The organism is Kitasatospora sp. NPDC022856, from assembly GCF_055561235.1.
The window spans coordinates 76,981-90,969 of sequence record NZ_JBVHHE010000006.1; the positions used below are offsets into that span (position 1 = coordinate 76,981).

At 73.5% G+C, this 13,989-nt stretch carries 13 protein-coding genes and 1 riboswitch; of the genes, 9 read left to right on the forward strand and 4 right to left on the reverse strand.

Translation table 11 applies throughout. From position 1 onward, the window contains the following. Positions 1-25 precede the first annotated feature (25 nt). Positions 26-895 carry a trehalose-phosphatase gene (gene otsB / locus ACZ34W_RS09300; RefSeq protein ID WP_329489144.1) on the forward strand — a complete coding sequence of 290 codons (870 nt, stop codon included), beginning with the start codon at positions 26-28 and terminating at the stop codon, positions 893-895. A 49-nt stretch (positions 896-944) separates the two neighbouring features. Here the strand turns inward: otsB and ACZ34W_RS09305 are convergent, their stop codons facing one another. Both ACZ34W_RS09305 and ACZ34W_RS09310 read right to left on the reverse strand, forming a co-directional pair. Next, entirely contained in the window at positions 945-2,414 is a 1,470-nt protein-coding gene (locus tag ACZ34W_RS09305; protein WP_465602860.1) for an alpha,alpha-trehalose-phosphate synthase (UDP-forming), read from the reverse strand. Between the two features lie 47 nt (positions 2,415-2,461). Beyond that, positions 2,462-3,529 carry a glucosyl-3-phosphoglycerate synthase gene (locus ACZ34W_RS09310; protein WP_465602862.1) on the reverse strand — a complete coding sequence of 356 codons (1,068 nt, stop codon included), beginning with the start codon at positions 3,527-3,529 and terminating at the stop codon, positions 2,462-2,464. Between the two features lie 149 nt (positions 3,530-3,678). Next, positions 3,679-3,811, forward strand: a riboswitch (SAM riboswitch). A 17-nt stretch (positions 3,812-3,828) separates the two neighbouring features. On the opposite strand from ACZ34W_RS09310, the gene thrC reads away from it, so the two are divergent. The 5 genes from thrC to ACZ34W_RS09335 all read left to right on the forward strand — a co-directional run bounded on the left by thrC (position 3,829) and on the right by ACZ34W_RS09335 (position 8,767). After that, positions 3,829-5,115, forward strand: a complete 1,287-nt coding sequence (thrC, locus tag ACZ34W_RS09315; protein WP_465602864.1) for a threonine synthase — start codon at positions 3,829-3,831, stop codon at positions 5,113-5,115. Between the two features lie 62 nt (positions 5,116-5,177). Beyond that, entirely contained in the window at positions 5,178-5,456 is a 279-nt protein-coding gene (locus tag ACZ34W_RS09320; protein ID WP_329489148.1) for a ubiquitin-like small modifier protein 1, read from the forward strand. Positions 5,457-6,059: 603 nt separating this feature from the next. Further along, positions 6,060-6,263, forward strand: a complete 204-nt coding sequence (locus ACZ34W_RS09325; RefSeq protein ID WP_030289665.1) for a cold-shock protein — start codon at positions 6,060-6,062, stop codon at positions 6,261-6,263. A 415-nt stretch (positions 6,264-6,678) separates the two neighbouring features. Continuing rightward, positions 6,679-8,301, forward strand: coding sequence for a chaperonin GroEL (gene groL / locus ACZ34W_RS09330; RefSeq protein WP_329489149.1), 1,623 nt, complete (start codon positions 6,679-6,681; stop codon positions 8,299-8,301). A gap of 100 nt (positions 8,302-8,401) precedes the next feature. Beyond that, positions 8,402-8,767 carry a hypothetical protein gene (locus ACZ34W_RS09335; protein ID WP_329489150.1) on the forward strand — a complete coding sequence of 122 codons (366 nt, stop codon included), beginning with the start codon at positions 8,402-8,404 and terminating at the stop codon, positions 8,765-8,767. A gap of 127 nt (positions 8,768-8,894) precedes the next feature. On the opposite strand, the gene ACZ34W_RS09340 is transcribed toward ACZ34W_RS09335, so the two are convergent. Beyond that, entirely contained in the window at positions 8,895-9,548 is a 654-nt protein-coding gene (locus tag ACZ34W_RS09340; RefSeq protein WP_329489151.1) for an HD domain-containing protein, read from the reverse strand. Positions 9,549-9,639: 91 nt separating this feature from the next. Here ACZ34W_RS09340 and ACZ34W_RS09345 point away from each other — a divergent pair, with 91 nt between their 5' ends. The 3 genes from ACZ34W_RS09345 to ACZ34W_RS09355 are packed head-to-tail and all read left to right on the forward strand — an operon-like array spanning position 9,640 to position 11,667. After that, on the forward strand, positions 9,640-9,987 hold the full coding sequence (locus ACZ34W_RS09345) for a PadR family transcriptional regulator (RefSeq protein WP_329489152.1): 348 nt from the start codon (positions 9,640-9,642) through the stop codon (positions 9,985-9,987). Further along, positions 9,984-10,925 (forward strand): hypothetical protein, encoded by a 942-nt coding sequence (locus ACZ34W_RS09350; protein ID WP_465602867.1) that lies wholly within the window; start codon positions 9,984-9,986, stop codon positions 10,923-10,925. The genes ACZ34W_RS09345 and ACZ34W_RS09350 overlap by 4 nt, the downstream gene beginning before the upstream one ends. A gap of 55 nt (positions 10,926-10,980) precedes the next feature. Further along, positions 10,981-11,667: a copper homeostasis protein CutC gene (locus ACZ34W_RS09355; RefSeq protein WP_329489154.1), complete on the forward strand. Its 687-nt coding sequence runs from the start codon at positions 10,981-10,983 to the stop codon at positions 11,665-11,667. Positions 11,668-11,772: 105 nt separating this feature from the next. Here ACZ34W_RS09355 and ACZ34W_RS09360 read toward each other — a convergent pair whose 3' ends face one another. After that, on the reverse strand, positions 11,773-13,932 hold the full coding sequence (locus ACZ34W_RS09360) for a HelD family protein (RefSeq protein WP_465602869.1): 2,160 nt from the start codon (positions 13,930-13,932) through the stop codon (positions 11,773-11,775). Positions 13,933-13,989 lie beyond the last annotated feature (57 nt).

The following is a 13,989-nucleotide window of genomic DNA, read 5'->3' on the forward strand; positions in this document are numbered from 1 at the left end:
CCGGAAGGCTGGGTAGGTTCCGGACATGGGTCTTGAGGACATGGGTCTTGAGGAGATGGCGGAGCCGGGGAACGAGGCCGGACGGGCGGGGCTGGAGGCGATCCTCCGGGCGCCCCGGGAGGCGGTGGTGGCGCTCGACTTCGACGGGACGCTGGCGCCGATCGTGGCGGATCCGAGCCGGGCGCGGGCGCATCCGGGGGCGGCGGGCGCGCTGGCGGAGCTGGCGCCCCGGGTCGGCGCGATCGTGGTGGTGACCGGCCGGCCGGCCGCCCTGGCGGTGGAGTACGGCGGGTTCGGCGGCGTCGACGGCGTGGTGGTGCTCGGGCACTACGGGGCCGAGCGCTGGGAGGGCGGCGAGCTGACGGCGCCGCCGGCGCACCCGGGAGTGGCACGGGCGCGGGCCGCGCTGGACGGCGTACTGGCGCGGGTCGGAGCGCCGGCCGGGACGTGGGTGGAGGACAAGGGGCGCTCGCTGGCCGTCCACACCCGGCGGACGGAGGCGCCGGAGGAGGCGTTCGAGCTGCTGCGCGCCCCGGTGGAGGCGCTGGCCGCCGAGCACGGGCTGGTGGTGGAGCCGGGCCGGCTGGTGCTGGAGCTGCGGCCGCCGGGGGTGGACAAGGGCGCCGCGCTGACCGGGTTCCTGCGCGAGCGGGGCGCCCGGGCGGTGCTCTACGCGGGGGACGACCTGGGGGACGTGGCGGCCTTCGCGGCCGTGGAGAAGCTGCGCGGCGAGGGGCTGGCCGGCCTGCTGGTGTGCAGCGGCACGGTCGACGGCGACGCGCCGGTGCGGGAGCTCGCCGACCGGGCGGACCTGGTGGTCGCCGGCCCGGCCGGCGTGGTGGGGCTGCTGACGGCGCTGGGAGCGGCGCTCGGGGACGGGGCCCAGGGCTCCTAGAGTCGGCCGAGCCGGCCGGCGGTCGGGCCGCCGGCCGGCACGGCGGCGGTCAGTCCAGCGCCGTCAGCTGGTCGAGGAACCACTGCTGCGGCGGCAGCGCCGTCGAGGCGGCGGCGAGGCGCTTGCTGCGGTCGGCCCGCTCGTCCTCGGGCATGGTGAGCGCCGTGTGCAGGGCCTCCGCGGTGGCGATGACGTCGTACGGGTTGACGCACAGGGCGTCGTCGGCCAGCTCCGCGTGGGCGCCGGCCTCGCGGGAGAGCACCAGGGCGCAGCCGCGGTCGGAGACCACCGGTACCTCCTTGGCGACCAGGTTCATGCCGTCGCGGATCGGGTTGACCAGGGCGACGTCGGCCAGCCGGTAGGCCGCCAGGGAGCGCGGGAAGTCGTCGTTGACGTGCAGGATCAGCGGCTGCCAGTCGGCGGTGCCGAACTCCGCGTTGATCTCGGCGGCGAGCCGCTCGACCTCGGCGGTGTAGGCGCGGTACTCGGCGAGGTCGGTGCGCGAGGGGTAGGCGAAGGCGATGTGCACCACGCTGTCCAGCCACTCGGGGCGGCTGCGGAGCAGGTGCCGGTAGGCCTGGAAGCCGCGGACGATGTTCTTGCTCAGCTCGGTGCGGTCGACCCGGACGACGGTGCGCCGCCCGCCGACCGCCTCGCGCAGGGTGGCGAGCCGCTCGTCGACGTCCGGGCGGTGGGACCGCTCGCGCAGGAAGTCGGCGTCGGCCCCGAGGGCGTGCACGCCGAGCCGGGTGGTGCGGCCCGCGTGCGTCACGGTGAGGGCCTCGCGGTCGACGTCCGCGCCGAGGACGTCCGCGCAGCAGTCGGCGAAGGCGAGGGCCCAGCGGCGGGTCAGGAAGGCGGCCCGGTCGGCGCCGAGGATGCCGGTGAGGACGCTCTCGGCGACGTCGTCCGGCAGCAGCCGGAAGTACTCGGGCGGGGCCCACGGGGTGTGCGAGAAGTGGCCGATGCGCAGGTCGGGGCGGGCGGTCCGGAGCAGGGCCGGGGCCAGTGAGAGGTGGTAGTCCTGGATCAGTACCGCGGCCCCGGGCGCGGCCTCGGCGGCGAGGGCCTCGGCGAAGGCGGCGTTGTAGGCGCGGTAGGACTGCCATTCGGAGCGGAACTCCGCGCCGAAGGAGGGGGCCGTCGGGGTGGCGTAGAGCAGGTGGTGGACGAACCAGAGGGTGGAGTTGGCGACGCCGTTGTAGGCGGCCGCGAAGGTCTCCGGGTCTATGTCCAGCATCCGGACGGCCTGTCCGCCGACGTCGTGGCCGGCCCGGTCGAGGCGGCCGTCGGGGGCCTCCCGGGCGGCCCGGCGGTCGGCGTCGCCGAGCGCCGCGCAGACCCAGACGGCATGCGGGTCGTCGATCGCGGAGAGTCCGGACACCAGCCCGCCGCCGCCCCGGCGCAGGGTCAGGGTGCCGTCGGCCGCGGTACTGAATGACACCGGTCCCCGGTTGGAGGCCACCAGTACGGTGGCGGAACCGGTCGCACTCGAACGTTCGGTCGTGAGATCGCCCATGGTTGGTACGTTGCCGTGGGCCCGGGTCGGCAAACCCCCGTCCGGCGTCAGGCCTGGTGGCCGTGGTGGGCGGCGTACTCCGGGACGGTGTGCATCGGGGGCCGTTCCTCCGCCGTGATCGCATGGGTGTGCGGGGTGAAGATGGCGGCGCCGCCGGCCGGGGGCCCGGCCGCGGTGCGCGGGTCCCGGGTGAACTGGGTGAGCAGCGGGTGGACCAGGTCGGCGGAGGCCTTCAGCCGGTGGGTCCGGTCCAGGCGTTCCAGGGCGGTGCGGTAGATGGTGGCGGCCATCCGGCCGAGCGCCTGGCTGTCCTGGTGGCGGTGGTGGCGTACGCCGACGTCCACCTGGGCGAGGGCGTCCAGGCCGGCGAGCTCCAGGGCGTCCACCAGGAGGCCGAGCTCGACGCCGTAGCCGGTGGGGAACGGCAGCCGTTCGAGCAGCGAGCGGCGGGCCGCGTACTCGCCGCCGAGCGGCTGGACGAAACCGGCGAGTTCCGGCCAGTGCAGGTTGAGCAGGGGGCGGGCGACCAGCTCGGTGACCCGTCCGCCGCCGGAGGGGACCACGGCGGCGTCGCCGGAGCCGGAGCCGTTCGTCACTTCGAGCGGCCGGTCGTACATGGCCTTGACCAGCTGGATGTCCGGCTCGGTGAGCAGCGGGCCGATGATGCCGGAGACGAAGGCGGGGTCGAAGGAGCGCAGGTCGGCGTCGACGAAGCAGACGATCTCGCCGCTGGTGACCAGCAGCGAGCGCCAGAGCACCTCGCCCTTGCCGGGGGAGGCGGGCAGCCGGGGCAGGATGTCGTCGCGGTGGACGACCCGGGCGCCGGCCCCGGCGGCCGCGGCGGCGGTGCCGTCGACGGAGCCGGAGTCGACGACGACGAGTTCGTCGACGAGGGGCAGGCGTTCCATCAGCTCGCGGCGCACGGTGCGGACGATGTCGCCGACGGTGGCCTCCTCGTCCAGGGCGGGCAGCACCACGCTGACGGTGCCGGCCCGACCCGCCGCCTGCTTGGCCGCCAGCAGGGCGCCCACCGGGCGGTCGGCCGCGCTCCAGGAGCGGCGGCGCAGCCAGGACGCCGCCTTCGGGAGGAGCGCGGGTGTCGGTTCGGCGGGCACGGAACTCTCCTCGACGGATCGGGGTGGGACGGGGCATCTCGCGTGGCGGACGGTCCCGTTCAGGGTTGACGCCTTCGGATACAGTCTTCGTACAGCGATCGGACCTTCGCACGCCGGGGTCGCCGCTGAGCAGGACCACAACTTCACAGAGCTCATCCAGAGGGACTGAGGGAACGGCCCGTTGACGTCCCGGCAACCTTCTCGCACGGCAGGCCTCCGGCCCCGGCGGGACAGGTGCCAATTCCGGCCTGTGGCGCGCCCGCGTCACGGGGAAGATGAGGAGAGAGGCCTCCGCCATCATGGCTATCGACACCGCCGCAGCCGCCCCCGCGACCGTTGATCTCGGTCCCGCCGTCGCACTGTCCTGTCGGGAGTGCGGTACCCGGTTCCCGCTCGGTCCCAGCTTCGCCTGCCTGGAGTGCTTCGGGCCGCTGGAGATCGCCTACGACTTCGGGAGCGAGGGCGCGGAGGAGCTCCGCAAGCGGATCGAGGCCGGTCCGGCGTCGATCTGGCGCTACGCCCCGCTGCTGCCCGTCCCGGCCGACGTGGCCGACAAGCCGAACCTCAACCCGGGGTGGACCCCGCTGGTGAAGGCGGACAACCTGGGCCGCGAGCTCGGGTTCACCGCCCAGCTGCACGTCAAGGACGACTCCGGCAACCCGACGCACTCCTTCAAGGACCGGGTGGTCGCCTGCGCGATCGAGGCGGCCCGCGCGTTCCACTTCACGACCCTCTCCTGCTCCTCGACCGGCAACCTGGCCGGCGCGGTGGGCGCGGCGGCGGCCCGGGCCGGGTTCAAGTCCTGCGTGTTCATCCCGCACGACCTGGAGCAGGGCAAGGTCGTCATGGCCGGTGTCTACGGTGGCGAGCTGGTCGGCATCGAGGGCAACTACGACGACGTGAACCGCTTCTGCTCGGAGCTGATCGGCGACCCGGCCGGTGAGGGCTGGGGCTTCGTCAACGTCAACCTGCGCCCGTACTACGGCGAGGGTTCCAAGACGCTGGCGTACGAGATCTGCGAGCAGCTCGGCTGGCGGCTGCCGGAGCAGATCGTCATCCCGATCGCCTCGGGCTCGCAGCTGACGAAGATCGACAAGGGCCTGCAGGAGCTGATCAAGCTGGGCCTGGTCGAGGACCGGCCGTACCGGATCTTCGGCGCCCAGGCGGCGGGCTGCTCGCCGGTGTCGGCGGCCTTCAAGGCCGGCCAGGACGTGATCCGGCCGGTCAGGCCGGACACCATCGCCAAGTCGCTGGCGATCGGCAACCCGGCCGACGGCCCCTACGTGCTGGACATCGCCCGGCGCACCGGCGGGGCGGTCGAGGACGTCACCGACGCCGAGGTGGTCGCCGCGATCAAGCTGCTGGCCCGGACCGAGGGCATCTTCGCCGAGACCGCGGGCGGGGTGACCGTCGGCGTGCTGAAGAAGCTGGTCGAGACCGGACAGCTGGATCCGGCCAAGGAGACCGTCGCGATCAACACCGGTGACGGCCTGAAGACGCTGGACGCCGTCTCCGACTCCGGGATGACCACCGTCATCCGCCCGACGCTGGCCTCGTTCCGCGACGCCGGCCTCGCGTCCGCCTGACCCGCCCGCCGCCCCCGCAGCCCGTACCGGCCGCCCGGCCGCACCGCCCGAGGAGATCCCCCATGAGCGCCACCGTCCGCATCCCGACCATCCTGCGCACCTACACCGGCGGCGCCGCCGAGGTGGCCGCCGAGGGCGCCACCCTGGGCGACGTCATCGCCGACCTGGAGCGGAACCACGCCGGGATCGCCGCCCGGATCCTGGACGACGCCGGCAAGCTGCGCCGGTTCGTCAACGTCTACGTCAACGACGACGACGTCCGCTTCGCCGAGGGCCTGGCCACCGAGATCAAGGACGGCGCGAGCGTTTCGATCATTCCGGCGGTGGCCGGCGGCTGCTGATCCGCCCCTTTCCGACCAGGCCTTTCATCGGCCGACCCGTTTTCGACCGGGCCGTCCGCCCGTACGGAATTCCGATCTCCGTACGCGCGGGCGGCCCGCCGCATTCCGGCGGGAATATTTCGCGGTCCGGGGGAGTAGAGTGTGGCTCGTCCGGGAAGAGGGCCGCGCCACCCCCCTCGCGCCGGTACTCGAACTCCGTCCGCGCCCGTACCGCCGGTGTCTGTCCGGCCGCTGAGACCGGCGCCGGGGCCGTGACCGTGAAACATGTCAGGCCGATGTCAGAATTCTCGAAGGCATTTGAGTAATTCGTCCGCTATGTCCGGCGTGAAATGCCGATTTCCTCCCGCTTTGGTCTGGCCTGTCCCCTGGTGGACCTAGGGAATTCCCAGCGGTTGACCCTGTTGCAGAGGGCGTCGATCCGGATACATTCAGCCGCGGTCGACGCAATCACCCGCTCACCGGAGGCCTTCCGGTGGTCTCCGCGGACGATTGTGGCGTGCACGGCTGCGCCCAGGGGGGGTTCCCCGGGCCGGCCTCAAACCAGACCCGGGCCCGCGACCTGCGGGCGCGTGAAGGGCCAGCACAGCACTAGGGGAGTTCGGAATGGCTCAGGGCACCGTCAAGTGGTTCAACGCGGAGAAGGGCTACGGCTTCATCGCGGTCGACGGTGGTGCGGACGTCTTCGTCCACTACAGCGCGATCCAGATGGACGGCTACCGCACCCTTGAGGAGGGCCAGCGGGTCGAGTTCGAGATCTCTCAGGGGCAGAAGGGCCCGCAGGCGGACATGGTCCGCGCCGCGGTCTGACCTTTCCGACCCCAGGAGTTCGGCTCGGCCCATTCGGCTGGTGCACCTCTTGCTTCACGACGGGCCCGTACGACACATGTCGTACGGGCCCGTCGGCATGTCCGGCGGGGGCCCGCGCGGCGTCCGGCGCGGGGGTGCCGGACACCCCGGCGGCGGCCCGGCGGCGGCCCGTCGGGGGCTCGCCGACGGCGGCCGCAGGGGGCGGACGCGGCTCGCGGGTTGGGCGATTGGGCTTGCACTCGCCTACCCGGAGTGCTAATCATTGGCGTTAGCACTCACAGTGTGAGAGTGACAGCGGACTGGGTCGGTGAGGCCCCCGGGAGCGGTAGGGGAAAGGACCCCCGCACACCAGGGCCGTCCGTCGCGGGCACCCCTTGGTCCGAGCAGTCGACCGTGTCCCGGAGGACCACTTCTGATGGCCAAGATCATCGCCTTTGATGAGGAAGCTCGCCGCGGCCTTGAGCGTGGCATGAACCAGCTCGCCGACGCGGTGAAGGTCACGCTCGGCCCCAAGGGCCGCAACGTCGTGCTGGAGAAGAAGTGGGGCGCCCCCACGATCACCAACGACGGTGTCTCCATCGCCAAGGAGATCGAGCTCGAGGACCCCTACGAGAAGATCGGCGCGGAGCTCGTCAAGGAGGTCGCCAAGAAGACCGACGACGTCGCGGGTGACGGCACCACCACCGCCACCGTGCTGGCCCAGGCGCTCGTTCGCGAGGGTCTGCGCAACGTCGCCGCCGGCGCCAACCCGATGGCCCTGAAGCGCGGTATCGAGAAGGCCGTCCAGGCCGTCTCGGACCAGCTGCTGGCCCAGGCCAAGGACGTGGAGACCAAGGAGCAGATCGCCTCCACCGCCTCCATCTCGGCCGCCGACACCCAGATCGGCGAGCTCATCGCCGAGGCCATGGACAAGGTCGGCAAGGAAGGCGTCATCACCGTCGAGGAGAGCAACACCTTCGGTCTGGAGCTCGAGCTCACCGAGGGCATGCGCTTCGACAAGGGCTACATCTCCGCCTACTTCGCCACCGACCTGGAGCGGATGGAGGCGACGTTCGAGGACCCGTACATCCTCATCGCCAACTCCAAGATCGGCTCGGTCAAGGACCTGCTCCCGCTGCTGGAGAAGGTCATGCAGAGCGGCAAGCCGCTCGTCATCATCGCCGAGGACGTCGAGGGCGAGGCCCTGTCGACCCTGGTCGTGAACAAGATCCGCGGCACCTTCAAGTCCGTCGCCGTCAAGGCCCCGGGCTTCGGCGACCGCCGCAAGGCCATGCTCGGCGACATCGCCATCCTCACCGGTGGCACCGTGATCTCCGAGGAGGTCGGCCTCAAGCTGGAGAACGCCGGCGTCGACCTGCTGGGCACCGCCCGCAAGGTGGTCATCACCAAGGACGAGACCACCATCGTCGACGGTGGCGGCGACAGCGACCAGGTCGCCGGCCGCGTGAACCAGATCCGTGCCGAGATCGAGAACAGCGACTCGGACTACGACCGCGAGAAGCTCCAGGAGCGCCTCGCCAAGCTGGCCGGCGGCGTGGCCGTCATCAAGGCCGGCGCGGCCACCGAGGTGGAGCTCAAGGAGCGCAAGCACCGCATCGAGGACGCCGTCCGCAACGCGAAGGCCGCCGTCGAGGAGGGCATCGTCGCCGGTGGTGGCGTCGCGCTGCTGCAGGCCGGTGTCGCGTTCGACAAGCTGGAGCTGGAGGGCGACGAGGCCACCGGTGCCAACATCGTCCGCGTGGCGCTGGAGGCCCCGATCAAGCAGATCGCGACCAACGCCGGCCTCGAGGGCGGTGTCGTGGTGGAGAAGGTGCGCAACCTCCCCGCCGGTCACGGCCTGAACGCCGCCACCAACACCTACGTCGACCTCATCGCCGAGGGCATCATCGACCCGGCGAAGGTCACCCGTTCCGCGCTGCAGAACGCCGCCTCCATCGCGGCGCTCTTCCTCACCACCGAGGCCGTCATCGCCGACAAGCCGGAGAAGGCCGCCGCGGCCGCCGGCGGAGGCATGCCGGGCGGTGACATGGACTTCTGATCCCCTCCGGGATCGGTCGTTTCCCGATCGCACGGGCGGTTCCCCTCGGGGAGCCGCCCGTGCGGCGTTGTGTCCGGCGCCGTTTTGGGACAATGGACGGATGGCTGCCACCGCTGATGACATCGAGACCGCCCTGCACAACGCGCGGGCGCTGATCCTGGCCGACCTGACCGCGCGGGACGTGGCGGACGCCGCCGTGGTGTCGCTGGTCGAGGACGCCGTGACGCACCGCCGGTGGTGGCTTGAGCAGTGGCCGGACGGCGCCGAGTACGTGCTCGGGCTGGTCGCCCAGGACGTCCAGGACGCGCTGCTGGAGGCCTACGGCCGCTGGCCGCTCTGCACCTCGTGCGCGGCCGATGGTGACCCGCACGCGCTGGGCGTCGAGCCCGAGCTGGGGCCGGAGCCGCACTGGGTCTGCGGCAAGGCGGGGGCGGTGGTGGCGCCCGTCGGCCGGCTCGACGGCTGACCCTGCCCCGGCCCGGCCCGGCGCCCCGTGCGCCGGGCCGGGCCTTCGCGCGTCCTGGGCGGGTCGGCCGGTCAACGGGTCGGCCGGTCAGTGAGTCGGCTGGTCAGCCGGTCGGCCGGTCAGTGAGTCAGCCTTCGAGCCGGTCGAGTTCGGCCGCCAGGTTGGCCCGGGCGGCGGCGTCGAAGCGCTCGCGGGCGAGGGGCGTGCGGTAGAGCGCGGGCAGGGCCAGGAGCCGGCGCAGGATGTCGGCCCGCCCGGCGCGGAAGTCCGGCTCCGGGACGAAGGCGTACTCCTCGCGCACCGCGGCCGCGTAGGCGGCGTACGCCCGCGGGTCGCCGCCGAGGACGGCGAGGTCCGCGTCGCAGAGCACCTCGCCGTCCCGGTCGCCGGGTTCGGGGCGGTGCGAGACGGTGAGCCGGACCAGACGGGCCACCTCGGCGGTCCGCGGTCCGGACAGGCCCGCCTCGGTGAGCGCCCGGACGGCGAGGGCGGCGCTGCGCTCCTCGTTCTCGGAGCGGTCCGGGCGGTAGACGGCGTCGTGGAACCAGGCGGCCAGCCGGACGGTGTCCGGGTCCTCGGCGTGCGCGGCGAGCACGTCCACGTGGCCGAGCACCGCCCGCAGGTGGGCGGTGGTGTGGTAGCGGCGCTGCGGTTCGGCCCAGCGGCCCAGCAGGTCGCGGCCGTACGGCGCGGGGTCGGCGCCGGCGCCGCAGCGGCGCAGCAGGGCGGTCCAGTCGGCGAGCAGGTCGGCCGGGACGGGGGCGGCGGGCTGGTTCGGCATGGGCTCATTCTGGCGGGGTGCCGGTCGCGGCACGGGCGGAGTCCGGCGGGTCCACTGGACGCATATGTAGTTTGACGATATATGTAGTCCTATGACAGAACGAGCCATGCAGGAGCCGACGCTGCTTCTGCTCACCGCGCTGGCCGACGCGCCCAGACACGGCTACGCGCTCATCCAGGAGGTCACCGCGATCTCCGACGGCCGGGTGAAGATGCGCACCGGCACCCTCTACGGCGCGCTCGACCGGCTGCTCCAGCAGGGCCTGATCGAGGTCGCCGCCGAGGAGGTCGTGGACGGCCGGGCCCGGCGCAGCTACGCGCTGACGCCGGCCGGCCGCGGCGCGCTGGCGGCCGAGGCGGGGCGGCTGCGGGCCGTCGCCTCCGAGGCCGAGCGCCGGCTCTCCGCCGTGCTCTCGATGGTCAGGGGGGTCTTCGCGTGAGCATGCAGACCATCGACCGGCCGGTCGCCCTGCGGGCGGCGCTCCAGCTCTACCCGGCCCGCTACCGCCGCGAGCGCGGCGAGGAGCTGGCGGCGGTCTTCGCCGACACCACGGCGGAGGCGGACCGGCCCACCCTGCTGCGGGAGGCGCTGGACCTCGCCGCCTACGGCCTGCGGATGCGCGCCCGGCTGACCTCGGCGTCGGCGGCCGGGCGGCTGCTGGCGCTGGCGGTTCCGCTGGTGGCCGGCACCGCCGCGGGGGCCGCCCTCTACCCGTGGGTCAGCAACCCCGACCTGATCGCCTGGCGTATCCAGGGGGCGCACTCCTCGGTCCTGCTGGCGCTGACCGTGTTCGCGCTGCCGGTGGCCTCGCTGCTGCTGGCGGTGGCCGCGGTGCTGGGGCACTGGACGGCGGCCCGGGTCCTGTCGGTCGCGGTGATCGGTGCCGGTCTGCTGAACCTGGCCGACTCCGTCCTGAGCGTGGAGTTCGTCGACTGGTGGTGGTTCTCCTACAGCTCCACCTCCGCGCTGCCGTTCGTGCTGTCCGGTCTGCTGGTGCTCGCCGCGCCGGGGGACCTGCTGGGCCGGCCGACCTGGCGGACCGCGGCCCTGGTGCCGCTGGGCGCGGTCGGGGGTCTGCTGGTGGTCAGCGCCCAGGGCGGCTGGGACACCCGGTACCTGATGAACGACCCGTGGGCCGCCCTGCTGCTGGCGGTTCCGCTGCTGCTGGTGTGTGCCGCGGCGCGCGGTTGGCTGGTGCCGGCGGCGATCGGGCTGGCGGTGCTGCCGCTCACCCTCTCGTTCAGCCTGTTCAGCCTCTGGGAGTCGGCCGGTGGGATCTGGAACCTGTTGGGGGTCGGCGCGGTCGGCGCGGCGTTCGTGGCGGTGGCCGGGATCGGCTGGCGGGGCATCGAGGGTCTGCGCCGCTCGGCTCTGTGACCGATCGGCCGTACGGGCCTCGCCGGGCGCCTCGCGATGTGGCAGGCTGTCTGATATGTCTAGACCAATTTTCGAAGTCATCGCGCTGACGCCCCAGGACGCCCAGGCCGCCGAGTCGGGCGGCGCCGACCGGCTCGAACTGGTCACGGACATGGCCGCCGACGGGCTCACTCCGTCGGTCGAGGACTTCGCCAAGATCCGGGCCGCCGTGGAGCTGCCGCTGCGCGTCATGCTGCGCGTCCGGGACGGCTTCGCGCCGGGCGACCTGGACGAGCTGGTGGCCCGGGCCGCCGCGCTGCGGGCCGAGGGCGCCGACGAGTTCGTCTTCGGCTTCCTGACGGCCGACGGCGCCGTCGACCTCGCCGCCACCGAGGCGGTCGCCGACGCGGTGGCGGGCTGCCGCTGGACGTTCCACCGGGCGATCGACCACAGCGCCGACCGGACCGCCCTCCGGGCGGCCCTCGGCGGGCTGTCCGGGCTGGACACCTACCTCACCTCGGGCGCGGTGGCCGGGGTGGACGCGGGCCGGGAGGTGCTGCTGGCCGAGCTGGCCAGGGCCGGCGAGCCGGGGTACGGGCAGCGGATCCTGATCGGCGGCGGCCTGCGGGCCGAACACCTGCCCGGTTTGCGGGCGGCGGGCTTCGACGGCTTCCACGTCGGCGGAGCGGTGCGGGTCGCCGGGTGGCAGTCCCCCGTGGACGCCTCCAAGGTCGCCGAGTGGCGGTCCCTGATCGATGGCTGAGCGTGAGAGCGCCGACAGCTGAGCGATCGGCGGTCCGCGACTCGACGCGCGAAGGGTACCGGCGGATACCGCCGGTCCCCTTCGCGCGTCCCGGGCCCGGCGCGGTCAGCCCAGCCGGTCGGGCAGCGGCTCGGCGTGCAGCACCGTCAGCCCGGAGACGGCACGGGTCAGCGCCACGTACAGGCGGCGCAGGCCGGTCCGCTCGTCCGGCTCGCCGGCGACCACCGCGGCCGGCTCGTCCAGCACCACGTAGTCGTACTCCAGACCCTTGGCCAGCGAGGCCGGGACGAGGGTCAGCCGGGCCTCGGCGCTGGTCTCGGCGCCGGGGGAGAGGAACGGCAGGCCGGCCGCCGTCAGGGCCGCGGCGAGCAGCGGCACGCGCGCGTCGGCGGCGATCAGACCGGTCGAGCCCTCGTGCTCCAGGGCCCGGTGGCAGGCCTCGACGACCGCCTTCTCCAGCCCGTCGTCCGGGACGCGGGTGATCGTCAGCGAGCCGGGCGCCGCGCGCACGGACGTCGCGGGGGCGAGACCGGGGGCGATCGCGGGCAGCAGCCGGGAGGCGTAGGCGATGACCTCCTCGGGGACGCGGAAGCCCTTGGTCAGCTCCTCGATGTGAGCGGACGGCTTGCCCAGGTGGTGCAGCGCGTCCGGCCAGCTCGCCGTCGCCCAGGGGGTGGTGCCCTGGGCGAGATCGCCGAGGACGGTCGCCGAGCCCGTGGTGCAGCGGCGGCCGACGGCGCGGTACTGCATCGGGGAGAGGTCCTGGGCCTCGTCCAGCACCACGTGGCCGAGCGAGGGCGTGCGCTGGACCAGGTCGGTGGCCTCGTCCACCAGGACGGCGTCGGCCGGCGTCCAGCGGGCGGTCCGCACCGAGCGGCCGGGCTTGGACCAGAGCACCGTGCGCTGCTCCTCGGGGGTGAGGACGCCCTCCGCGCACCGCGCCAGGAACTCCGGGTCGGAGAGCAGCCGGTGCACCAGCCTGGCCGGATCGACCGGCGGCCAGCACTCCTTGACCGTCGCCTTCACCGCCGCGTTGCGGGCCACCGCGTCCTGCACCCGGTCGTCCGGCGCCTCGCCGCCCTGCTCCATCTTCAGCAGCACGGCGTGCGCGATCCGCTGGGGCAGGGCCTCCCGGGCCGCGCCGTAGCGGATGTCGCGGGCGGTCAGCTCCTCGACGATCTCGGCGAGCTCGTACACCGGCACGCGCCAGCGGCGGGAGCCGCGGACCACCACGCAGGGCTCGGTGGGCGCGGTGATGCCCGAACGCACGGCCCGGCGCAGCACCTCGGCCATCCGGGCGTCGCCCTTCAGCCGGGCCGCCTCCGCGGTGTCCTCGCCGCGCACCTCCACGTGCGCCACCAGCTGCTGCACGGTGGCCTGGGCCACCTCCAGCTCGCCGAGGGCGGGCAGCACCTGCTCGATGTAGGAGAGGAAGGCGTTGTTGGGGCCGATCACCAGGGTGCCCGTGCGGGCGAGCCGCTCGCGGTGCGCGTACAGCAGGTAGGCCACGCGGTGCAGGCCCACGGCGGTCTTCCCGGTGCCGGGGGCGCCCTGGACGCAGACCGTGCCGGTGATGTCGGCGCGGACGATCTCGTCCTGCTCGGGCTGGATGGTGGCGACGATGTCGCGCATCGGGCCGACGCGGGGCTTCTCGATCTCGGCGGCGAGCAGCGCCGAGGAGGTGTCCGTCTCGGCCGGGTCGGTGAGGTGCTCGTCCTCGTAGGCGGTCAGCTCGCCGCCGGTGTAGCCGAAGCGGCGGCGGCGCTCGACGTCCATCGGCGCGGTGCGGCTGGCCCGGTAGAACGGCTGGGAGACCGGCGCGCGCCAGTCGATCACCATCGGGTCGCCGTCGTGGTCGTGGACGTGGCGGCGGCCGATGTAGAAGTTCTCGCCGCCGGAGCCCTCGGAGAGGTCCTCGCTGATCGCGTGCAGGTAGTCGAGGCGGCCGAAGAACAGCGGGGTGTGCGAGAGGTCGGCCAGGGCGGCGATCCGGGCCTCGATCTGGTTCTGGAGCACGACGGCGGTGACCCAGGTGCCGGTCACGTCGCTGATGTCCAGGGACTCGACGTCCTCGCGCATCGCGCGCAGCGCGGCCCGGGAGGCGGCCAGGTGGTCGCGTTCGCGCTGGAGGGGGTCGGTGGTGGGGGTGGCGGGCACAGCGAACCTTCCCGGCTGCCCCGGAGACGGGCGCAGCGGATCGTTGGAGCTCACGGTGGGTACAGCCGACCGTCCCTCCTTGCCCGGCGACGGGCAGGAGGGGCCCATCCGTGCGGTCGGCGCCTCCCCCGGCTGCCTGCGCGACTCAGCAGGTACCACGGTTCG